The following is a 21,777-nucleotide window of genomic DNA, read 5'->3' as shown; positions in this document are numbered from 1 at the left end:
CCCCACGAGGGTCAGTCGGTACCGGCCGCCCCGAGGCGCAGCAGTTCCGGACCGAAGGTCTCGTAGTGGATGCGGTCCTCGGCGACGCCGAGCCCGTGCAGGTCCTCGCGAACCGCGCCGAGGAAGCCGGCCGGTCCGCAGACCATCACGTGCGCACGCGGATCGATGGTGATGTCGGACAGGTCCATCCGGCCGATGCGGACGGCGTCGGCGGCGCCGGTGTCGACGCCGTGTTCGTACCACTGCCGCAGGGTCGCATCGGGCAGCGCCGCCACCAGCTCGGCCAGCTCGCCGCGATGCGGCTGCCGGCTGCGCGAGCGATCGGCATGGAGAACCTGGATCGAGCGCGAATCTGCCTTCTCCACCAGATGATTCAGCAGACCGATCACCGGGGTGCAGCCGATACCGGCCGAGGCCAGCACCAGCGGGGCATCGTCGTCGGGTAGTGCCAGATCACCGAACGGGGTACTCACGCGCAGGGTGTCGCCCTCGAACACCCGCTCGTGCAGATATGTCGACACCTCGCCGTCCCGCTTGACGCCGATTCGCCACTCGTCGATGCCGGTGGGGCCGGTCAGGCTGTACTGACGAATCTGGTTGGCGCCGTCGTCCAGCGGTACCTGCACCGAGATATATTGGCCCGGACGAAAGCTCGGCAGATCCTGCCCGCCGGTTGCGACCAGGGTGAAGGAGACCGCGTCCGGCGACAGCTGGCGGCGCTGCTGTACGACGACGGTTCGCCAGACGTCACCGGGAGCAACCCCGGCCGCGGAATAGAGCGCCGATTCCTCGCCGATCAGTAGATTTGCCATCTCCCAATACAGTTCGTCCCACGCCTCGGCGACCTCGGGAGTGACCGCCTCGCCGAGGATCTCGACGATCGCAGCGAAGAGGTGCTCGTGCACGATGGCGTACTGGTCGGCGGTGACTCCGAGTGAGGCGTGCTTGTGCGCGATCCGATTGATCAGAAACGAGCGCCGGGCGGCGTCGGGGTCGAGTTGCAGATGCGCGAAGAGCGCGATCGAGCCGGCGAGGACCCGGGGCTGGTCCTCGGTCTTCTGGTTGCTGCGATTGAACAGATCCTGAAGCAGGGTGGGGTGCGCCGCGAAGAGCCGGCCGTAGAAGGTGCGGGCGATATCGGGCAGCGCACCTTCGACCGCCGGAAGGGTGGCGGCCAGAACGTTTTTCGTGTGTTCCGAGATCATGACTCTCCTTGTTGTATCGACGGCGCAGGGCGGCGCCGTACGGGACTGTCGATCACCGGATCGCGCTCACGGCGCCGACCCGGATGCGGAGGGAGCGCCCGGGGAGTCGACACCGACGGGCGGTCGCAGGTTGAGCAGGACGGCGGTCATCGGCTCGGCGACGAGGTCGCCGACCGTCAGGGAATCGAGGCTGTCGAAGAAGGCCTGCCGCGCCCGGCCGAGGGCGCCGCGCAGCCGGCAATTGCGGCGCAGCGGGCAGGGCTGTGGCCCTTCGCATTCGACCATCTCACCGGGGCCCTCGAGGATGCCGGCGAGCCAACCGAGCCGCGCCGTGGATCCCAGTTCGGTGATGACCAGCCCGCCGCCGCGCCCCCGACGAGAGTGGACGACGCCGAGCTCGCACAGGCGGCCGACCACCTTGGCGACGTGGGTATAGGGCACCTCGAGTTCCTCGGCCAGCCGGCGCGAGGTGATCGGCCCGGCGGCGGGGTCACGATCGACGGCCAGCCGCATCACGATGCGGAGGCCGATATCGGTGAACCTGGTGAGCTGCACGTTCTCAGTCAAACATAATTGGAGTCTCGGATACCAATTATCGCGAGAAGGTGACGCGGGACACGGTTCGGGGACCGACGCGGCCGGCGCACGACACTGCCCGACACCCCGGGGTGGGCCCGCGGATCGCGGACCGCCGGAGGTGCCGGGCAGCGGAAGGTGGAGCCGGAAGGCGCCGGGTCAGAAGGTGATGAGCGGCTTGATGACGCCGTCGCGCTTATTCGCCATGTAGTCGAAGGCGGTCTCGACGTCGTCGAAGGCGAAGGTATGGGTGGTCATGACCGTCGGATCGAAGCGACCCGAGGCGATGAGGGCGAAGATCCGCTGCATGCGGTCGTTGCCGCCCGGGCAGAGGCCGGAGCGGATCGTCTTGTCCGCCATGCCGAGTCCGAAGGCGTCGAGCGGAACCTGCAGCGGCTCCGGATGTTCGCCGTGGTAGCCGACATTGGAGACCCGCCCGCCGGCCTTGATCACCCGCAGGCAGGCCTCCCAGGTGATCGGCGAGCCGAGCGCTTCGATCGCCGCATCGACACCCTCGCCGCCGGTCGCCTCGAGGATCTGCTGGACCGGGTCGCCGGCGGTGAAGTCGATGATGTCGGTGGCGCCGAAGGTTTCCGCCAGCTTCTGGCGTTCCGGGATCGACTCGACCGCGAAGATGCGGGAGGCGCCGAGCAGGTGGGCCCCGAGCGTCGCGGACAGCCCGACCGCGCCCTGCGCGAAGACCGCCACGGTGTCGCCGATCCGCAGTTCGCAGTGTTCGGCGCCCATGAAGCCGGTCGAGAGCATGTCGCAGGCGTAGACCGCCGCCTCGCTGCTCACCACATCCGGGATCGGCGCGAGATTGCCCTTGGCGTACGGGACCACGAAGTATTCGGCCATATTGCCGTCGCGCTGGGCGGTGTACTGGTAGCCGCCGAGCGGGCCACCGCACTGGCTGGTGTAGCCCGTCTGACAGTAGCGACACTGGAAGCACGGGGTGACGGCGTTGACCGCGACGCGCTGCCCCTCGGCGAAGCCGGTGACGTTCGACCCGAGCGCGTGCACCGTGCCGAGCGCCTCGTGGCCGAGGGTGACCCCGGGTTCGACCGGAAGCGTCCCGCCGACGGTGTGCACATCCGACGTGCAGATCAGCGCGTGCGTGGTCTTCACGACCACCTCGTTCGGACCCGGCTCGGGAATCGGTTTGTCCACCACCGCCGTCGATCCGACCTGCGGCATGACAAAGGCCTTCATCCGACTCATGATCAACCCTCCAACAACTGTGACCGGTGTTACACCGATGCTGGCAGTTCGCCCGATCGACCGGTTGTCCCAACTTGGGACATCACCGGGTCGGGTGGACGGTGTACAAGGGACGGATCGGTGGCGTCAGGGCTCGGGATCGCCGTGGCGCCTGCGCAATTCCCGGGTGAGGTCCTCGGCGCGCTCGACGTCGACGTCCGGCGTCGACGCGGCGAGCCGTTCGATCGCACCGGCGATCACCCCCAACTGCGCGGCCAACTGATTGGCCGCGTGCTCCTGCGAGGAGGAGCTCCGGCGCCCGAGGTAGGCATCGATACAGCGCGGCAGGTCGCCCCCGACGATCTCCTCGACCACCGCCAGGCGTTCCGGATCACCGGTGCGGGTGACCAATTGGTCGCCGAGATGGTCGAGACGATCCAGGATCACCCGGATCGCCGCGGTCATCCGGCGCACGGCGGCCGGCACCCCGGCCGGGAGGCGATCGGTCTCGCGGCGTACCCGGTCGTCGAGAAGGTCTGCCCGCAGCCGCAACTGGTCGGTCAGGGTGCTGTCGGCCTGCTTGCGTTCCGACGGCGCCAGCAGTGCGCCGACCCCGTACAGCGCAGCCGCGGCCAACGGCCACGCCTCGACCCCGACGAAGGCCAGACCGGAACCGGCCAGGGCGCCGGCCATCCCGGCGAGGTTCTTGCGCGAGGTCAACCAGCGAGTGACGGGTCCATCAGACATAGCCGCGGATTTCGGTGAACGCCGCGTCGAGGGAACCGTCGCGGGCGTCGAAGGTGCGACCGCCGGTCACCGCCGCCAACTCCTCCATCTCCGCGACATTCGATTCGCCGAACAGCACCGGGAACACCGGGACCGCGCGCACGGCATTCGGACGGTTGTCGAAGACGTTCCGGAAGGCGGTGAAGTCGGCGCCGGTGGTGTTTTCGCCGTCGGTCATCAACACGATCGAGGTGAACCGGTCCGGGTCGGCCTGGATCTGCATCTCGGCGAGCACATAGGCCGCCTCCAGCGTCGTGTAGATCGCGGTCTCGCCACCGGCCGTCAGCGCATTGCCTTCCGCGGCGATCCGGTCGAGCACCGGCTGCGGATCGTCCTGCGGCACGGTGAACAGCTTCGGTTCCTTCGGCGCGGACGCGAACGGCAGCAGGACCACCTCCTCGCGGCCCCGGAACCGGCGGAACTGTCCGACCAGCGATGTATCGGCGCCGGCGAGGCGGGCGAGGGCGCTGTGCAGCAATGGCATCCGGTTGTCCCGGTCCATCGACCCGGAGGTGTCGAGCACGTAGATGGTGCGGGATGCGCGGCGCACCTTGTCGAACCAGCTGGTCAGCAGGGTATCGACGACGGCGCTCGACGTGGGGAAGGGCAGTTCGACCAACGTCGCGGTGCCGAACTCCGCGGCGAGCGGGACCCCGGGAATCGCGGGCCGCCAGTGCCCGGTGTCCATGATCCGTTGCTGGACATCGGTGGTGCGCAGGTACTCGGTCAGCCGGCGGTGGGCGTCGCGGGTCTGCTCGGACGCCGAATTGAGCACGGTGAACGGATAATCGGCCGTCACCACACCGTCGGTGGGGTAGATCAGCTCGAGCGGTTCGGGCAGGTTCCCGGCGGCGTTCATCGACAGCAGCACCGACTCGTAGTTGATCAGCCCGTCGACCGCGGGCCCGGGATCGGTGCCGGTCGCTCGACCGATATACGCCTCCTGCAGGAAGCCCGACGACCCCGCCGACAGGGTCTGCGCGGAGAAGAAGTCGGTCAGCGCCGGCGCGGTGGAGGCCGCCTGCTGCTCGGTCAGCGCGGCGCCCGAGCCGACCAGGGCGGTCGCGACCGCCACGACCGCCGAGAAGCCGCTGTTCGACGCGGACGGATCGGTCATGCCGTAGGTGAATTCGCCGGCGCCGGCGGCCGCGGCGATCCGCGCCCAGTCGACCGGCCGATCGATGAACCCGAGCCGCTCGGCCACCGAACGGCGCAGTCCGAGCACCACCGGGGACGACATGATCTCCACCGAGGTGCCGAGCACGCCGCGGGTCTCGGGCCGCAGGTCGAGGTATCGGTTCGAGGAGAACCACAACGCGTCGTAGGAGCCGTCGACGGTGCCCTCGGCGATCCGTTGGGCGGCGGTCAAGGTGCCGGTGTACTCGAGGTCGACCCGCACCCCGGTCGCGCGGGCGGCCTCCTCGAGGACCGGTTCCATCGCGACCAGTTCGCTGCCCGCCAACACCCGCAGGGTCGTCTCCGGGCCGGACAGGTCGGAGGACGCCTCGCTGCCGGTCACCGAGTCGACGGCGCCGCACCCGACGACCACCATCAGCATCGCCATCAATACGGCCGGCAGCCCGGTCGACAGCCTCGTCGGCAGCCCGGTCGGGATCGCGGCCCGGGACGCCGCTCGGCGGTGCGATGCCGCGCCGCGGCGGATCATGCCGCACATCCGAGAGCACCGAGGAAACGTTCGGAGGTCTCGAAGGTCGGCGGTTCGACCACGTCGATCAGCTCGGGCGGTGCGGCGACCGATGCATCCTGCAGCGCCTGCGCGAACGGTCCGGGTTGGGTGGGTCGGAAGCCGTGTTCTGCGGCCAATCGGGCCAATTCGGGGTCCTCTTCCAGGAGTTGGCCGACGCGATCGCCGGCGGAGGTCAGCGGCACCAGGACGTGCCGGGAGTACACCGTGGGCCGCGGGTACAGCAGGCGCGCATCGGTCGGCAGGACCGACTTCTCTGCGACCTGCTGCCCGACGAATTGCGCCTCGTAGACCAGCGCCATCGGTACCCGCCCCATCCCCGAGGACAGGTAGTCCTCGAAGAGCACCTCGGTGGTTGCCGGTTGATAGCCCTGGTCGACGAACAGCGGACCCACCAGCGGGGCCACCCGATCGACCCCCGCCGGATCCGAGACGACGTGGTCGCCGTTGGCGACGTAGGAGGCGATCGCGAGGTACATCGATGCGGAGTTGGAGTCGCAGAGCGCCGTCGTCGACAACAGGATGTTGCGGCGGGCGGGGAAGGCGGTGTTTCCCGGCAGTTGATCCCACCGCGCACCGGTCTGCGCCACGTCGAGGTAGCGGCGCATATCGAAGAAGGTGCCGCCCGGCTCGACCATGCCCTCGGCGGTCAACAGGTCGACGATCGGTGCATAGGTCGCGATCGCCATCGGCGAGGAGAACGGTGCATAGGTCCGCGCGGCCGGCCGGTCCCGCAGGATGCGATCGGCGGCGGGATGGCTGGACGGGAAGGCGAAGTCGTACTGATCGAGGGGAACGGTCTCGGCGATGCGGCGCGACCCCGCCGGATCGACCCGCAGCTCGATACCGTTGTGCGCGAAGATGTCACGGACCCGCTGATCGGAGAAGAAGGGCAGCTTCTCCGATCCGATCACCCCGGTGACCACCTCGGTCGGTCCGTCGGATCGATCGGACCACAGGTCGCGGTAGACGATCACTCCGACAACGGCCAGCAGCGCGACGGCCAGCACGGCGGCCAAAACTCGTCTTCCTCCCGAACCCGACATTGGCCGATCACAGCCGATCGGGATGAAGATCCACTGAAAAGTGGCTGACACGGACACCAACAACCGGCATCGGCCGACTCGGTGACCGCGCCGGGAACCCGGATAGTCTGGGCTCGTTACCGGCGCGGCGGTCGACGCCGGTTGGTTGGTGTCGACCGCCGATGCCCACGTTGGACGGAGATCCCATGACCACCGAGCCCTCGATCACGCCCGCGTCTGCGGGCGTCGCGCCCACCGATCGCATCATCGTGGAGGTGGTCGACGGTATCGCCCACGCGACGCTCCATCGCCCCGACAAGCTCAACGCGCTCGACATGCCGATGCTGCGGGCGCTGGTCTCGACGCCGAAGCGCATCGCGGCGGATCGGTCGGTGCGAGCGGTGATCCTGCGCGGGGCGGGCGATGTCTTCTGCAGTGGCCTCGACTTCGGATCGTTGCCGGGTCCTACCGGTATGGCCCGCGCGGCGTTCAAGCTGCCGGTCCAGAAGACCAATCTGTTCCAACAGGCGTGTTGGGCGTGGCGGGAGCTACCCGTGCCGGTGCTCGCGGTGACCGAGGGGCATTGCTACGGGGGTGGCCTGCAACTCGCGCTCGCCGCGGACTTCCGCTTCTCCGCGCCCGACTGTCGGTTCTCGATCATGGAGGCTCGGTGGGGCTTGATCCCCGATATGACCGGGACCGTGACGCTGCGCGAGTTGCTGCCGATCGACGTCGCCAAGCGCCTGGCGATGACCGGTGAGATCTTCGACGGCGTGCGGGCGGCGGAGCTGGGTCTGGTCACCGAGGTGGCCGACGATCCGCTCGCCGCCGCGCAGGGCTTGGCCCGGCAGATCGTCGAACGCTCCCCCGACGCCGTCGCGGCGACGAAGAAGCTGTTCAACGCGAACTGGTCGGCGGTCTCGGCGCGGTCGGCGCTGTGGAACGAGTTTGTCGCGCAGGTGAAGTTGATGACCGGCGAGAACCACCGCATCGCGCGCCGGGCGGGGCGCGACCGCGCGACGCCCGTGTGGAAGCCGCGCCGCTGACCGGCCGTCCCGCCCGGTCGAGGGATCACGCGCCGGGCAGCGGTCCCCCGTGGCTCTCCCGCAGCCGACCCTTGACGACTTTGCCGGATGCATTGCGCGGCAACGTGTCGACGTACTCGACGACGGCCGGGTGCTTGTAGCGGGCCAACGTGTCGCCGAGGAATTCGCGCAGTTCCTCGAGGGTCGGCGGGGCGTCGCCGGCGACCACGGCGACCGGCACCTCACCCCAGCGGTCGTCGGGGCGACCGATCACGGCGACCTCGCGGATGGTGGGGTGGCCGGCGATCGCGTTCTCGACCTCGGCGCAGTAGATGTTCTCCCCGCCGGAGATGATCATGTCCTTCTTGCGGTCGACGACGTAGAGGAAGCCCTCGTCGTCGGCGCGCACCAGGTCGCCGGAGTGGAACCAGCCGCCGTCCATCGCCGCAGCGGTCGCCATCGGGTTGTTCCAGTATTCCTTCATCAATGTCGGCCCGCGGTAGACGATCTCACCGACATCGCCGGCCGCGACGTCGTTCATGTTCACGTCGACCACCCGGGCGCTGATGCCGGGGATCGGCTTGCCGATCGAGCCGAGCTTGCGGCGCGAATCGGCGCCGGCGAGCACGCAGGTGATCGGCGACATCTCGGTCTGCCCGAAGACCGCGACGATCTGCGCGTCCGGGAAGGTGCGTTCCATCGCCTCGAGCACCGCGTCGGTCGCCGGGGCGGCGCCCCAGGAGAGGCTGCGCAGCGCGAAGTCCCGATCGGCGATGCCGGGGACCGCGCAGACCGCCTGCCACTGCACCGGCACCATGAACACGGTGGTGATCCGCTCCCGCTCGAGGGTGTCGACCACCTCGACCGGGTCGAACTCCTTGAGCGGGTGGATGACCACGGTATGACCGATCATCAGCGCCGGCGCCACGGAACCCAGTGCGGCGACGTGGAAGCTGGGCGCGGCCATCAGCGCTCGCCCGTCCTCGTCGGTGAGGCCGAGAGCGCGAATGCAGGTGACCGACTGCGCCACCATGTTCAGGTGCGTCAGCACGGCGCCCTTGGGTCGACCGGTGGTGCCGGAGGTGTACAGGATCAGCGCCGGATCGCTCTCCGGCAGTTCGACGAACGGCCGCCCGTCCCCGTCCTCGGCGATCAGCTCCTCGTACCCGAGGGTCGTCTCGTCGCCCGCCGCGCCCATGACGATCACCGTCTCGATCCGGTCGGTCGCCTTCCGGGTCGCGGCGACCAGCGGAGCGAGGACCGGCTCGGTGAAGATGATCGTGCCGCCGGAATCCTCGACCAGGTAGGCGATCTCGGGTGGGGTCAGCCGGAAGTTGACCGGTACGGCGATCGCTCCGACCGCGTTGATCGCGATGACCGCTTCGAAGAACTCGGTGCGATTGAGCGTCAGCAGCAGCACCCGGTCACCCCGACGGACCCCGCGGCGGTGCAGCGCGTCGGCCAGCTTCTCGGTGCGCTCCCACAGCGTTCGCCAGGTGGTGTCGACGCCGAGGAAGCGGAAGGCGACGCCATCGGGGCGCGAGGTCGCGTGGTGGAGCACCCACGACACCCAGTGGTTGCGATTGCTCACCAGCAATCGAGCGGCGTCGGACGCGGCCGCCATCACCTCCGCCGGCTGATCGGACCCGGAGTGGGCCCCCGAGACGGGCGCGGAAGCGGACGACGAACCCGCCGCGGCGGCGGACGGAGAGGGGACGGATGCAACCGGTACGGACAACGGAACCTCGCATCATTCGGGTCTCAAATGTCAAATATATGTGATGTGTGATGGATAGCCTAGCGCATATGTGAGGGCTACTGTGTCGAAAACCACTCTCCGGTTCGGGTCGCGCGACCCGAACAACGACGATGGTGGGTCGATAGTCGAGACCGGTGGGTGTGCGCACCCGCACCGACCGCACCGACCGCACCGACCGCACCGACACCCGATCACTCGAGCGGACCTCGCCCGAGCCCGAGCGACAGGAAGACCACTGGCGATGGACGAGACCCCGAGCTTCCGAGGCGATAGCTCCCTCGGCTCCGGGCGACTCGGCACCGGCAAGGTCTCCCGCCAACAGCTGTCCGATGTGGTCGCCGCCGCGATCCGGGATCGCATCATGTCGGGCGGACTGCGCCCCGGCACCGCGATCCGCATGGACGAGACCGCGGCGGAACTCGGCGTCAGTGTGACACCGGTGCGCGAGGCGCTGTTGACGCTCAAGTCGGACGGCATGGTCGCGCTGACCCCGCACAAGGGATACCGGGTCGCCGACCTGACCCGCAGCGATATTCGGGACGTCTTCTGGCTGCAGTCCCAGCTCGGCGCGCAGCTCGCGGATCGGGCGAGCCGGCGCATGACGCCACCGGTGCGCGATCGGCTCGGCGGCTACCTCGAACAGCTGGGCAAGGCGGTCGAGGTCGGCAGCGCCGACGAGATCGAGCGCGTCGAGTTCGAATACCACCGGGAGATCAACCGCTTGGCGGACGCCCCGAAGCTCAGCGGCTTCCTGGTCGCCGCCCTGCGCTATACCCCGGTGCGTTTCTATTCGTCGGATCGCAGCTGGGGCGACGCGGCGGTGGCGTCACTACGCGATCTGATCGATGCGATCGACGCGGGCGATCACGCCCGGGCCGGCGAGATCTCCGGGGCCCATTTCCGCGACGGCGCCGAACGACTGATCGTCCACCTCGAGGCCGGCGGCTTCTGGGACTGACCCGCTCCGTCGGTGCCATCGTCGGTCGGGTCCCGGGGACTCGGGTATGCCACACTTTCCGGCATGGCATCCCCTTCGAGTCGGCGGACAATGCGGCGGCGAGCCCGACTGGGTCTGCGGGCGGCCGATCTGGCCGCCCGCGCCTCGCGCGCGGCGGGCCGCGGCAACGGCTCGATGATCGGCGGATTGATCGCCCTCAAGATCGACCCGACCATCATGCGTCAGCTCGCCGCCGACAAGCGTTCCGTGGTGATCACCGGAACCAACGGCAAGTCGACGACCACCCGCATGACCGCCGCGGCGCTCGCGACGCTCGGCGACGTGGCCACCCAGGCGGACGGCGCCAATATGGACGCCGGCATCGTTGCGGCCCTCAGCGCGCACCCGAACGCCGAGTACGCCGCCCTCGAGGTCGACGAACTGCACGTCCCGCACGTCTGCGACGAGGTCACCCCCGAGGCGGTGATCCTGCTCAACCTCAGCCGTGACCAGCTCGACCGGGTCCACGAGATCAACGGGATCGAGCGGCGGCTGCGGGCCGGGCTGACCGCCCATCCCGAGGCGACCGTCGTCGCCAACTGTGACGACATCCTGGTCACCTCCGCCGCCTACGACAGCCCCAATGTGGTGTGGGTCGCCGCGGGCAACGCCTGGGTCGGCGACTCGGTCAGCTGCCCGCGCACCGGCGAGCCGATCGTCTGGGAGGGCACGCACTGGCGCAGCACCGGCTCGGACTTCGCACGCCCGGAACCGGATTGGTGGCTCGACGAGACGCATCTGTACGGGCCCGGCGGCCTGTCGCTGCCGATGACGCTCGCCCTGCCGGGCCGGGCCAACCGCGGCAACGCCGCGCAGGCCGTCGCGGCGGCGGTCACCCTCGGCGCCGACCCGGAGGCGGCCCTCGCGGCGGTGTCCACCGTCAGCGAGATCGCCGGTCGCTACTCGACCGTGCAGCACGGCCCGCACGAGATCCGCATGCTGCTGGCCAAGAACCCGGCCGGCTGGCAGGAGGCCCTGTCGATGATCGACTCCGACGCCGAGGGGCTGGTGATCGCGGTCAACGGGCAGGTTCCCGACGGCGAGGACCTCTCCTGGCTGTGGGATGTGCGCTTCGAACACTTCGAGTCCACCCGGGTGGTCGCCGCCGGTGAACGCGGCACCGACCTCGGGGTGCGGCTGACGTACGCCGGCGCCGAGCACAGCCTGATCCACGATCCGCTCGAGGCGATCGCGTCCTGCCCGCCCGGCCGCGTCGAGGTGCTCGCCAACTACACCGCCTTCCGCGACCTCAATCGGGCATTGACCCGGGCGCGGGCCCGGTCGACCGAATTGGCGGGGCATGGCTGAGCCGGCAGGAACGAAATCGAGCGGGGCGCAGGCGACCAACGAGCACGGCCAGGACGGGGACACATCGACTGTGAGCACTTCGGGGGCACGGGAATCGGCCGTTCGCATCGGCCTGGTCCTGCCGGACGTGATGGGCACCTACGGCGACGGCGGCAACGCGCTCGTGCTGCGGCAGCGACTGCTGATGCGCAATATCCCGGCCGAGATCGTCTCGATCACCCTCGGTGACGGGGTCCCCGACTCGATGGACATCTACACCCTCGGTGGCGCCGAGGATTACGCGCAGCGGCTGGCGACCCGCCACCTGCTCGAACATCCCGGCATGCAGCGCGCCGCCGGGCGCGGAGCGCCGGTGCTGGCGATCTGCGCAGCGATCCAGGTGCTCGGCCACTGGTTCCTCACCGGCAGTGGCGAACGGGTCGACGGCGTCGGTCTGCTCGACCTGACCACCTCGCCGCGGCCGACCCGCGCGATCGGCGAGCTGGCGGGCACCCCGCTGGTCGAAGGCCTCACCCAACCGCTCACCGGGTTCGAAAACCACGGCGGCGGTTCGGCTCTCGGCCCCGACGCCCGCCCCCTGTCCGCGGTGACCCGCGGGGTGGGCAATGGCGCCGGCGATCCGGTGGACGGCGCGGTGCAGGGCTCGGTCTACGGCACCTATATGCACGGCCCGGCGCTGGCCCGCAATCCGGAGTTCGCCGATCATCTCCTGGCGCGAGCGATGGGTATCGACGCTCTCGAACCGCTGCCGATCGCGGAGATCGATCAGCTGCGCCGCGAACGCCTCAGCGCCTGACCGGCCGGACGTCGATCAGGAACGCAGGACGAGCCGACCGGTCAGGGCACGCCCCAGGGTCAGCTCGTCCGCGAATTCCAGATCGCCGCCCATCGGCAGACCCGAGGCCAGCCGCGAGACGGTCAGCCCGGGGAAGTCGCGCATCATCCGCACCAGATAGGTGGCGGTCGCCTCGCCCTCGGTATTGGGATCGGTCGCCAGGATCACCTCGGTGACCTCGACCCCGTTGTCGGGGGTGGCCAGCCGGGTCAGCAGTTCGCGGATGCGCAGCTGATCGGGGCCGATACCCGACAACGGATCGAGCGCCCCGCCCAGGACGTGATAGCGCCCGCGGAACTCCCGGGTACGTTCGATCGCCTGAACGTCCTTGGGCTCCTCGACCACACAGATCATCGAGGCGTCCCGCCGCTCGTCGGCGCAGACCCGACAGCGTTCACCGTCGGCGACGGTGCCGCAGACCGCACAGAACTGCACCCCGTCCCGAATGCGCTCGAGAACGGCGCCGAGCCGGTCGATATCGGCAGGATCGGCCGACAGCAGATGAAAAGCGATGCGCTGGGCGCCCTTGGGGCCGACACCGGGCAGCTTGCCCAACTCGTCGATCAGATCCTGGACCGGGCCCTCGTAGACCGAGGCGACGTACACGCAGCTCCTATCCGGGGAAGCCGGGCAGCCCCGGAATCCCGCCCGCGAGACCGCCGAGCGACTCGGCGGCCAGCCGCCGGGTGCCCTCGTTGGCATCGGCGATCGCACCGATCACCAGGTCCTGCAGGGTCTCGACATCCTCCGGATCGACCACCGACGGGTCGATCGTCAGGGACACCAGGTCGCCGCCGCCGGTGACGGTGGCCGTGACCAGGCCATTGCCGGCCTGACCGGTGACCTGGGCCGAGGTCAGCTTCTCCTGCGCCTCGAGCAATTGCTGCTGCATGGCCTGCGCCTGCTGCAGCAGCGCGGAGATATCGGGCTCACCCGGTTGCACCACGGCGGCGTGTCCTCTCGGGAGGGTCGTGAACGGACGGATCGAATGGGAAGAACGCTTCCTCCAGCTTAGCCACAGTCCTCCCGGGGGCTCGCGAAGGACGTTGTGACCTCGCAGCGGTCGGCACGACGGACAATCGGCGCCCGGCTGGTTCACGCGGACAGGACCTCGAGGAAGCGACGGACCGCGGCGGGTTCGCGGGCGCCCGCGAAGGCGCGATGGTCCACCGGCAGGCGTCCAAGCGCCCGCCGCAGAACTCTGCGGTCGTCGGGCCGGACGTCTCGACGCATGGCTCGCAACGACGATGACATGAAGGCGATCTCCGCCAGAGCAACCACGTCCTGAGCGTGGCGATCAGGCTCCCGACCATCCTCAACACAGGCGTGCGCCTTGACCACGAGACTCCCCAGGAGGGTGGGGCGCCGCACGTATCCGCGCAGTCCTGCGACATCGACCGGTACGCGAACAGCCCGTGTCAGAGCTTGATTTCCACCACGTATGCCGAGCCCCGGCCGCCCCGAACCGGTCGACGGATAGCGCTTCTGGGGTTCCCAGGCCCTCCGGAATCATCACGTCGACCAGAGCCTTTCCCTTCGAGTAGCGGTATCCATACCCGTCGACTGTCGCCCGCTCCTCGTATCCCGCGGCAACCAGATAGCGAGAGGCTTCTCGCAAGGCGCTGCGCCGCGTCCACACCCCGACGACGATGTCGCCGTCATCGGTGGGCCGGGCACCCGTATCCGCGTGCTCGTAGCGGTGCAGCGCCGTCATCTGCCCGCCGACAAGGACCCAGGGAAAGGGTTGGGTGCTTTCGAAAGCCACGAGGGTCTTCCACATGGCCTCTTGATGGGAAGGCGTGTCCGGCAACACGATGGGGGTTACGTCGACGGTGGGAATCTGCTCCGGAGTTGCCCGGAGTATCGATTCCCAACTCTCCAGCCGCCGTGCGGGCACGCTGCACCCCGCAGCGAAAGCGTCCCGCACTGCGGTGATGCACCGGCGCTGATCCTCACCGTCGATGGCGGGAGCAAGTCCGATCCTGGTGCATAGATTCTCGACGAATCCGGAGATCCTGCCGGGGCTTGCGTCCACCCCCGATTCCCCGTCGACCGCCACCTGCTCACGTACGCTCCCGATCGTTTGGCCCGTGATCGCCGCAAGCGCTGTGCACACCGCGTCATCGCACGGGTCGCTCACGTCCGAGCAACCTCACGCAGCGCAGCGTCGATCAACTCGCGACCAACGGCACACGTCCTCACATCGCTGTCCTCGGCGAGGTCGGCTCCCACGATGAGGCGGTGCGCCACCGCGCCGATCCCACGCAACACATCGGCCCGGACGATCCGCAGCGTGAGGTTGCCCTCCACGCTCTCGATCAAATAGAAGTCCCCGACCAGACGATTACGGGTGTCCGCGCTGACATAGGCATCGACGCTACCGCCGGTGGCCATCGCCAGCCCATATCGTTCGACGGCACTGACGCCGGTCGCCACCACACCATCCGCGGCCAACAATTCGGCGATGTCCTCGGAACCCATGCGGTAGCGCACCACTTCGTCGGCGCGCCGGGACAGCCATCGCCGAACAAGCGCGACGGTGTCGCCTTCTCGGCGCCTCGCGAGCCGCTTGCGCAATCGATGACGCTCGGTAGCCGAGAGGTTGTCTCCGGCACCGTCGCACAGGGCCGCGGCACTCCAGGCGACTCGAGTCGAGAACGATCGAGTTGTTGCCCCTGCTTTCATCAACTCCGCGTGGCGGGCGAGGCTGTCGCTGTCAACCAGCCACTGAGCGCCCATCCGCTCGGCACGCAGAGTTCCAGCGGATATCAGTGCGCGCACACGATTCTGCGCAACCCCGAGTTGCTGGGCAGCTTCCTTGGTCGTTACCGAGCCGCGCATAGACACAACTATAGCGAGAAAGTCATAGAAGTGTATATATAGCCAGGTGGTGGGGGGTAAACCGCGTTGCTCAGCCCGACTTCCGGCTACCCGCGTTCCGGCAGGCCGGCGGGCGTGTCATCCCCACCCGCCTGCCTTCGCGGGTCTATTCCGTGCCGGAGTCGGACAGCTCGCGCGCGAGGTTGGTCAGCACGTCGCGCTGGATGGCGGCCAATGCGCGCGGGGCGAAGAGGCGCTCGAAGAATCCGCCGATGCCGCTCGCGCCCTGCCACGAGCTCGTGACGGTGACCCGCGAGCCCTCGCCGGCCGGCGCGACCTGCCAGGCGGTGACCATCGTCGAATTGCCGTCGGTCTCGGTCACGGTGGAGTCGGCGACCGTCACGGTGGCCAGCACATTGCGCGAACGCTTGGACGTCGCCTGCAGGATCCAGCCGACGACGGTGCCGGCGCCTTCCCCACCCTCGACCACGCGGTAGTCCCGGTAGTGCTCGGTGAGGATGCGCGGGCGGACCTGGCGATAGTCGGCCAGCGCGGTGAGAACACGCTGCGGCGGCGCGGGGATGGTGACGGTGGCGGTCGAGGTCACAGTGGACACGTGAGTGGGTCCCTCCTGAACTGAGTTTCGGGTGCGCACCCGTGGGTGCCGATGTACCGCATCATCCTGCCCCCGCGGGGCGACCGGCCGCCACCAGGTGTGACGGTGATCTGTGGAAGTCGTCGGACCCCGCGACTAGTCTGGCGAAGTGGCGCTTTCACGAGCGGATCTCGATCTGGGGGCGAAGCCGATCACCGGCTTCGCGGAACATCGCCGCGTCGTCGAGGACCTGATCGAGCAGTTCCGCGCGATCCCGGCGGACTCGCCCGTGCGGCTGGCCAAGAAGACCTCCAACCTCTTTCGCGCCCGCGCGGCCAACCGCGGCCCGGGCCTGCGCGTCGACGGGCTGGACGCGGTCATCGCCGTCGACCCGGACGCCCGCACGGCCGACGTGGGCGGCATGTGCACCTACGAGCACCTCGTCGCGACGACCCTCCGGTTCGGACTTCTCCCTCTGGTCGTTCCGCAGCTCAAGACGATCACGCTCGGCGGCGCGGTCACCGGCCTCGGCATCGAGTCGACGTCCTTCCGCAACGGGCTGCCACACGAGTCGGTCCTCGAGGTCGACGTGCTGACCGGCAGCGGCGAGGTCGTCACCGCCGGCCCGGACGGGCCGCACGCCGATCTGTTCCGCGGATTCCCGAACTCCTACGGCACCCTCGGCTACTCGACGCGATTGAAGATCGCCCTCGAGCCGGCCCCGCCCTTCGTCGCCCTGCGTCATGTCCGTTTCCACGCGCTCGGCCCGCTGATCGACGCGATCGACGAGATCGGTGCGAGCGGTAGCTATCTGGGCGAGACGGTCGACTATCTCGACGGGGTGGTGTTCACCGCCGACGAGTCCTATCTGACGCTCGGCCGCAAGACCGACGAGCCCGGGCCGGTCAGCGACTACACCGGGCAGCGGATCTACTACCGGTCGATCCGGCACGACTCGACCGCACCGAAGCGCGATCGGCTGACCATCGCCGACTACATCTGGCGGTGGGACACCGATTGGTTCTGGTGCTCCCGGGCATTCGGCGCCCAGAACCCCCGGATCCGCCGGCTCTGGCCGAAACGGTATCGGCGCAGCAGTTTCTACTGGAAGTTGATCGCCCTCGACCAGCGCTTTTCGATAGCCGATCGGCTCGAGGCGCGCAAGGGCAATCCGCCGCGCGAGCGGGTGGTGCAGGACATCGAGGTGCCACTCGACCGCACCGAGGAATTCGTCTCCTGGTTCCTCGACGCCCTTCCGATCGAGCCGATATGGTTGTGCCCGTTGCGGTTGCGCGAGTCGGGTCGGCCCGACGACGCCGACCGCCGCTGGCCGCTCTACCCACTGGAGCCGAAACGCACCTACGTCAACGTCGGCTTCTGGTCATCGGTCCCGATGACCCCGGGCGACCCCGGCCACGCCAATCGACTGATCGAGAAGCGGGTCTCCGCACTCGACGGGCACAAGTCGCTCTACTCGGAGGCCTACTACGGCCCCGAGGAATTCGACTCCCTCTACGGCGGAGCGCACTATCGGCGGCTCCGCGACATATACGACCCCGATCACCGTCTGCTCGACCTGTATTCGAAGGTGGTACAGCGGCGATGACGACGGCAACGACGCCGTCGCGCAGCTGTACCAGGGTCACCGATACCGATATCCGCCCTCCACGAGAGGAACGATCATGACGTTGCTTCGAGATTCGAACAGCCCGACCGCGCAGCCCCCGTTGACTCTCGCCGAGGTCCTCGAGATCTTCACGGGCGAGGCGTTGCCGCTGCATTTCACCGCCTACGACGGCAGCTCCACCGGCGACCCGGATGCCAAGTTCGGGCTGAACCTGAAGACGCCGCGCGGGGTCACCTACCTGGTGACCGCCCCCGGAGACCTGGGGATGGCCCGCGCCTACATCTCCGGCGATCTGGAGATGACCGGCACGCACCCCGGCGACCCCTACGACCTGCTCCAGGTCCTGCGCGAGATGCACTTCACCCGGCCGTCGGCCCGCGACCTCGCATTGGTCGCCCGCTCCCTCGGCCTCGAAAGGTTCATCCCCGTCGCACCGCCGCCGCAGGAGGCGCTGCCGCGTTGGCGGCGGCTCGCCGAGGGATTGCGCCACTCGTTCACCCGCGACGCCGAAGCGATCCACCATCACTACGACGTCTCCAATACGTTCTACGAATACGTTCTCGGCCCGTCGATGACGTACACCTGCGCCGCCTTCCCCGACGCGGCGGCCACGCTCGAGGAAGCCCAGGACAACAAATATCGACTGGTCTTCGAGAAGCTGAACCTGAAGCCGGGTGACCGGCTGCTCGACATCGGCTGCGGCTGGGGTTCGATGGTCCGCTACGCGGCGCGCCACGGGGTAAAGGCTCTCGGCGTGACGCTGTCGAAGGAACAGGCGCAGTGGGCGCAGGCCGCGATCGAGAAGGAGGGCCTCGGCGACCTGGCCGAGGTGCGGCACAGCGACTACCGCGACATCACCGAAACCGGCTTCGACGCGGTGTCCTCGATCGGTTTGACCGAGCACATCGGGGTGTCGAACTATCCGAGCTACTTCCGGTTCATCTCCGAACGGCTGCGACCCGGCGGTCTGATGCTCAATCACTGCATCACCCGCCCGGACAACCACAAGGACCCGCGCGCCGGTGGATTCATCGACCGGTACGTCTTCCCCGACGGGGAGCTGACCGGTTCGGGCCGCATCATCACCGAGATCCAGAACATCGGACTCGAGGTGCGGCACGAGGAGAATCTGCGCGAGCACTACGCCCTGACCCTCGAACAGTGGTGCCGCAACCTGGTCACCAACTGGGACGCCTGCGTCGCCGAGGTCGGTCCGTCGACCGCTCGGGTGTGGGGTCTGTACATGGCGGGTTCGCGGCTCGGGTTCGAGCGCAATATCGTCCAGCTCCACCAGGTGCTGGCGGTCAAGCTCGACGAGCAGGGCTCGGCCGGACTTCCCCTGCGCCCCTGGTGGAACGGCTGACACCGGACCGCACACGGCGCGTAATGTGCGGGACGTGAGTTTCGGACAGTTTCAGAACGAGACCTACTTCCTCGGCCTCGGCGGGACCCGCCCGGCATTGCCGGTGACCGCCGCCGGGCTCGAGGCCCGCGCCCGCGACACCCTCGCGCCGGAGGTATTCGCCTACATCGCCGGCGGCGCCGGTACCGAGCGCACCATGGCGAACAACATCGCCGCGTTCGACGAGCATTGGCTGGTCCCGCGGATGTGGACCGGGTCGTCGGCACCCGACGGTCGGGACCTGTCGGTGACGGTGCTCGGTACCGCACTGCCCGCACCGGTGCTGACCGCGCCGATCGGGGTGCTCGAATTGGTGCACCCGGACGCCGAGCGCGCGGTCGCGCGGGCGGTCGCACCGCTCGGTGTCGGCTCGGTGCTGTCGACGGCGGCATCGACCACCATCGAGGACTACGCCGCGACGATCGCCGAGGCCGGCGGCGCGCCGTGGTGGTTCCAGCTCTACTGGCCGGCCGACGACGAGGTCGCCCGCTCGCTGGTCGAACGGGCCGAGAAGGCCGGCGCCGCCGCCATCATCGTCACCGCCGATACCCCCGGCATGGGCTGGCGGCCGCGGGATCTCGAACTGGCCCACCTGCCCTTCCTGCAGGCCAAGGGCGTGGCGAATTACTTCTCCGACCCGGTCTTCCGCGGTCGCCTGCAGGCCCCGCCCGAGGAGTCGGAGCAGGCGCGGCAGATGGCGGTGCTGACCTGGGTCGGGATGTTCGGCAACCACACCCTGCGGCCGGAGTCGATCTCCACCCTGCGCGAGTGGACGACGCTGCCGATCGCGGTGAAGGGCATCCTGCACCCCGACGATGCCCGCGCCGTGGTCGACGCCGGCGCGAACGGTGTGATCGTCAGCAACCACGGCGGCCGACAGGTCGACGGGGCGATCGCCTCCCTCCAGGCCCTCGGCGGGATCGTCAGCGCGGTCGGCGACCGGGCGGATGTGCTACTGGACTCCGGCATCCGTTGTGGCAGCGATATTCTCGCCACCCGCGATCTCGGCGCCAAGGCGGTCCTCTACGGCCGGCCCTGGGTCTACGGCCTGGGCCTCGCCGGTGCGGACGGCGTCACCCACGCGCTGCGCAGCCTGCTGGCCGACCTCGACATCACCGCGGGCATGGCCGGTATCAGCCGCTTCACCGAAGCCTGATCGACGGCCCACCCGAGACTTCCCCGCCGGTACGGCCGACGTCGCGGCTCGTCCCGCCGACCCTTTTGTGATCCACGGCACGTTAGCCGGTTGATCGTTCGTTCCCCCACAGCGAGCTCACACGTCTTGCCGTTACGGCGCGTCACTCATACATTCACCAGTTATGACGGAGACCATAGCCGGCTCGGATTCCCGCACCCCGCAGCGTTCCCGCGCCCGGTGGGTCGCCCTACTGGTGATCTGCATCGCCGAACTGCTGGTGCTGCTCGACAACACGATCGTCGTGGTCGCGCTGCCGACGATGGCCCTCGACATGCAGGCTCGCTTCAGCTCGATGCAGTGGATCGTCGACGCCTACACCTTGACCTTCGCCTGCTTCCTGCTGGCGCTCGGCCACCTCGCCGACCGCTACGGCCGACGCCGCATCATGATGATCGGCCTGGCCGGCGTCGCGGTGATGTCCCTGGTCGGGGCCCTGGCCACCGGTATCGAACAGGTCCTGATCGCCCGGGCGGGCATGGGCGTCTTCGCCGCCGCCGTCTTCCCGGCGACGCTGGCCCTGGTCATCGCGATCTTCGAGCCGGGCAAGGCCCGGGCGCTGGCGGTGGCCGCCTGGACGGCGATGGCGGGCTTCGCCGTCGGGATCGGGCCGACGGTGGGCGGCTGGCTGCTCGAGCACTTCAGCTGGCATTCGGTGTTCTGGATCAACGTGCCGATCGCGCTGCTGGTGGCGGGCGCGGCGATGATCTGGGTCCCCGAGTCGCGGTCCGGCCACAGCGGGCGGATGGACATCCCGGGCATCGCACTGTCGCTGGTCGCCGTCGGCGTCCTGGTCTGGACGATCATCGAGGCGCCGCACCGCGGCTGGGTCTCGCCGGTGTCGATCGCAGGCTACGTCATCAGCGTGCTCGCCCTCGTCGCCTTCGTGCGTCGCGAGTCGCGGGTGGAGTTCCCGGTACTGAACATCGGACTGTTCGCGCTGCCGCGCTTCTCGATGCCCGCGATGGCCATCGCCGTCGCCTACTTCTCGATGTTCGGATTCCTCTTCCTGATCAGCCAGTACTTCCAGGGTGTGCGGGAGTACGGGCCGTTGCAGTTCGGCCTGGCGTCCCTGCCGTTCGCGGTGGCGGTCGCGGTCACCGCACCCGCGGCGACGATGATCGCCCAGTGCGCCGGCGCGACGGCCATGATCGTCCTCGGTCTGGTGGTGCTGTCGGGCGGCATGTTCATCGCCGGATCGGTGACCGTGGATACCCCGTACGTCGGCCCGGTCCTGCTGTCGATGGTGCTGATGGGTATCGGGCTGGCGATCGTGCAGGGCCCGGCCACCGACTCGATCATGGGGTCGGTGGGTCTGGACGAGGCGGGCGCCGGCTCGGCGGTCAACGACACCACCCGCGAGATCGGCGGCGCCCTCGGCATCGCGATCCTCGGATCGATCGTCGCGTCCTACTACACCAGCACCGTGCGTCCGCTGGTCGATGCGGTACCCACCGCCCTGATGTCCGACCTGGACAAGGAGTTTGCCGCCAACAGCGTGCTGGCCGTCCTCGAGATGTCCAACCGCGACACCCCGGCGCTCTTCGACGCCGCGAAGGCCGACCTGATCCTGTCGATGAAGTCGGCGACCCTCGAGGGGTTCCAGTACGCGACGTGGGCGACGGTCGGCGCCTGCCTGGTCTGCGCGGTGATCGTCGCGCTGCGCATGCCGTGGAAGCCCGCCGCCTCGGCGCTGCTCGACACCCGCGGCTGACCG

Annotated in this window: 20 protein-coding genes; 8 read left to right on the top strand and 12 right to left on the bottom strand. The window is 68.9% G+C overall.

What is annotated here, in order from left to right; all coding sequences use genetic code 11:
- Nucleotides 1–11: 11 nt before the first annotated feature.
- The 6 genes from MB1_RS12985 to MB1_RS12960 all read right to left on the bottom strand — a co-directional run bounded on the left by MB1_RS12985 (nt 12) and on the right by MB1_RS12960 (nt 6,491).
- Nucleotides 12–1,205, bottom strand: coding sequence for a globin domain-containing protein (locus MB1_RS12985; RefSeq protein WP_066907699.1), 1,194 nt, complete (start codon nt 1,203–1,205; stop codon nt 12–14).
- 66 nt (nt 1,206–1,271) lie between these two features.
- Nucleotides 1,272–1,760: an RrF2 family transcriptional regulator gene (locus MB1_RS12980; protein ID WP_066907696.1), complete on the bottom strand. Its 489-nt coding sequence runs from the start codon at nt 1,758–1,760 to the stop codon at nt 1,272–1,274.
- 180 nt (nt 1,761–1,940) lie between these two features.
- On the bottom strand, nt 1,941–2,993 hold the full coding sequence (locus MB1_RS12975) for an NAD(P)-dependent alcohol dehydrogenase (protein WP_218000238.1): 1,053 nt from the start codon (nt 2,991–2,993) through the stop codon (nt 1,941–1,943).
- 135 nt (nt 2,994–3,128) lie between these two features.
- Nucleotides 3,129–3,728, bottom strand: coding sequence for a hypothetical protein (locus tag MB1_RS12970; RefSeq protein WP_066907694.1), 600 nt, complete (start codon nt 3,726–3,728; stop codon nt 3,129–3,131).
- Nucleotides 3,721–5,433 carry a vWA domain-containing protein gene (locus MB1_RS12965; protein ID WP_218000237.1) on the bottom strand — a complete coding sequence of 571 codons (1,713 nt, stop codon included), beginning with the start codon at nt 5,431–5,433 and terminating at the stop codon, nt 3,721–3,723. The genes MB1_RS12970 and MB1_RS12965 overlap by 8 nt, the downstream gene beginning before the upstream one ends.
- The gene (locus MB1_RS12960; protein WP_218000236.1) at nt 5,430–6,491 is read right to left on the bottom strand and encodes a hypothetical protein; all 1,062 of its coding nucleotides are present in this window, start codon (nt 6,489–6,491) and stop codon (nt 5,430–5,432) included. The genes MB1_RS12965 and MB1_RS12960 overlap by 4 nt, the downstream gene beginning before the upstream one ends.
- Before the next feature lie 212 nt (nt 6,492–6,703).
- Between MB1_RS12960 and MB1_RS12955 the strand changes: the two genes are divergently transcribed.
- Nucleotides 6,704–7,543, top strand: a complete 840-nt coding sequence (locus tag MB1_RS12955; protein ID WP_066907688.1) for a crotonase/enoyl-CoA hydratase family protein — start codon at nt 6,704–6,706, stop codon at nt 7,541–7,543.
- Between the two features lie 25 nt (nt 7,544–7,568).
- Here the strand turns inward: MB1_RS12955 and MB1_RS12950 are convergent, their stop codons facing one another.
- Nucleotides 7,569–9,146, bottom strand: a complete 1,578-nt coding sequence (locus tag MB1_RS12950) for a long-chain-fatty-acid--CoA ligase (RefSeq protein ID WP_066907685.1) — start codon at nt 9,144–9,146, stop codon at nt 7,569–7,571.
- Nucleotides 9,147–9,522: 376 nt separating this feature from the next.
- Between MB1_RS12950 and MB1_RS12945 the strand changes: the two genes are divergently transcribed.
- From MB1_RS12945 to MB1_RS12935, 3 genes are all read left to right on the top strand, one after another.
- Complete coding sequence (locus MB1_RS12945; protein WP_084351683.1) at nt 9,523–10,239, top strand: GntR family transcriptional regulator; 717 nt, start codon at nt 9,523–9,525, stop codon at nt 10,237–10,239.
- A 63-nt stretch (nt 10,240–10,302) separates the two neighbouring features.
- Nucleotides 10,303–11,586 carry a Mur ligase family protein gene (locus MB1_RS12940; RefSeq protein ID WP_066907682.1) on the top strand — a complete coding sequence of 428 codons (1,284 nt, stop codon included), beginning with the start codon at nt 10,303–10,305 and terminating at the stop codon, nt 11,584–11,586.
- A gap of 70 nt (nt 11,587–11,656) precedes the next feature.
- On the top strand, nt 11,657–12,382 hold the full coding sequence (locus MB1_RS12935) for a type 1 glutamine amidotransferase (protein WP_281190041.1): 726 nt from the start codon (nt 11,657–11,659) through the stop codon (nt 12,380–12,382).
- 15 nt (nt 12,383–12,397) lie between these two features.
- On the opposite strand, the gene recR is transcribed toward MB1_RS12935, so the two are convergent.
- From recR to MB1_RS12905, 5 genes are all read right to left on the bottom strand, one after another.
- Nucleotides 12,398–13,027: a recombination mediator RecR gene (gene recR, locus MB1_RS12930; RefSeq protein WP_066907679.1), complete on the bottom strand. Its 630-nt coding sequence runs from the start codon at nt 13,025–13,027 to the stop codon at nt 12,398–12,400.
- Between the two features lie 7 nt (nt 13,028–13,034).
- A complete protein-coding gene (locus tag MB1_RS12925; RefSeq protein WP_066908001.1) occupies nt 13,035–13,364 on the bottom strand; it encodes a YbaB/EbfC family nucleoid-associated protein in 330 nt (109 codons plus the stop codon).
- Nucleotides 13,365–13,516: 152 nt separating this feature from the next.
- Entirely contained in the window at nt 13,517–13,702 is a 186-nt protein-coding gene (locus MB1_RS12920) for a hypothetical protein (RefSeq protein ID WP_157084055.1), read from the bottom strand.
- 855 nt (nt 13,703–14,557) lie between these two features.
- Nucleotides 14,558–15,262 carry a helix-turn-helix domain-containing protein gene (locus MB1_RS25105; protein WP_157084054.1) on the bottom strand — a complete coding sequence of 235 codons (705 nt, stop codon included), beginning with the start codon at nt 15,260–15,262 and terminating at the stop codon, nt 14,558–14,560.
- A gap of 145 nt (nt 15,263–15,407) precedes the next feature.
- Nucleotides 15,408–15,857: an SRPBCC family protein gene (locus tag MB1_RS12905; protein ID WP_066907667.1), complete on the bottom strand. Its 450-nt coding sequence runs from the start codon at nt 15,855–15,857 to the stop codon at nt 15,408–15,410.
- 190 nt (nt 15,858–16,047) lie between these two features.
- Here MB1_RS12905 and MB1_RS12900 point away from each other — a divergent pair, with 190 nt between their 5' ends.
- The 4 genes from MB1_RS12900 to MB1_RS12885 all read left to right on the top strand — a co-directional run bounded on the left by MB1_RS12900 (nt 16,048) and on the right by MB1_RS12885 (nt 21,774).
- On the top strand, nt 16,048–17,442 hold the full coding sequence (locus MB1_RS12900) for an FAD-binding oxidoreductase (RefSeq protein WP_066907998.1): 1,395 nt from the start codon (nt 16,048–16,050) through the stop codon (nt 17,440–17,442).
- Nucleotides 17,443–17,518: 76 nt separating this feature from the next.
- Complete coding sequence (locus MB1_RS12895; RefSeq protein WP_066907665.1) at nt 17,519–18,826, top strand: class I SAM-dependent methyltransferase; 1,308 nt, start codon at nt 17,519–17,521, stop codon at nt 18,824–18,826.
- 34 nt (nt 18,827–18,860) lie between these two features.
- Nucleotides 18,861–20,021, top strand: a complete 1,161-nt coding sequence (locus tag MB1_RS12890) for an alpha-hydroxy-acid oxidizing protein (RefSeq protein ID WP_218000235.1) — start codon at nt 18,861–18,863, stop codon at nt 20,019–20,021.
- A 163-nt stretch (nt 20,022–20,184) separates the two neighbouring features.
- Complete coding sequence (locus tag MB1_RS12885; RefSeq protein WP_066907659.1) at nt 20,185–21,774, top strand: MFS transporter; 1,590 nt, start codon at nt 20,185–20,187, stop codon at nt 21,772–21,774.
- Nucleotides 21,775–21,777 lie beyond the last annotated feature (3 nt).

Origin of the sequence: Millisia brevis NBRC 105863 (assembly GCF_001552615.1) — a bacterium.
In the GTDB taxonomy this organism is placed as follows: Bacteria; Actinomycetota; Actinomycetes; order Mycobacteriales; family Mycobacteriaceae; genus Millisia; species Millisia brevis.
This window is presented reverse-complemented; position numbering and strand designations above follow the sequence as displayed.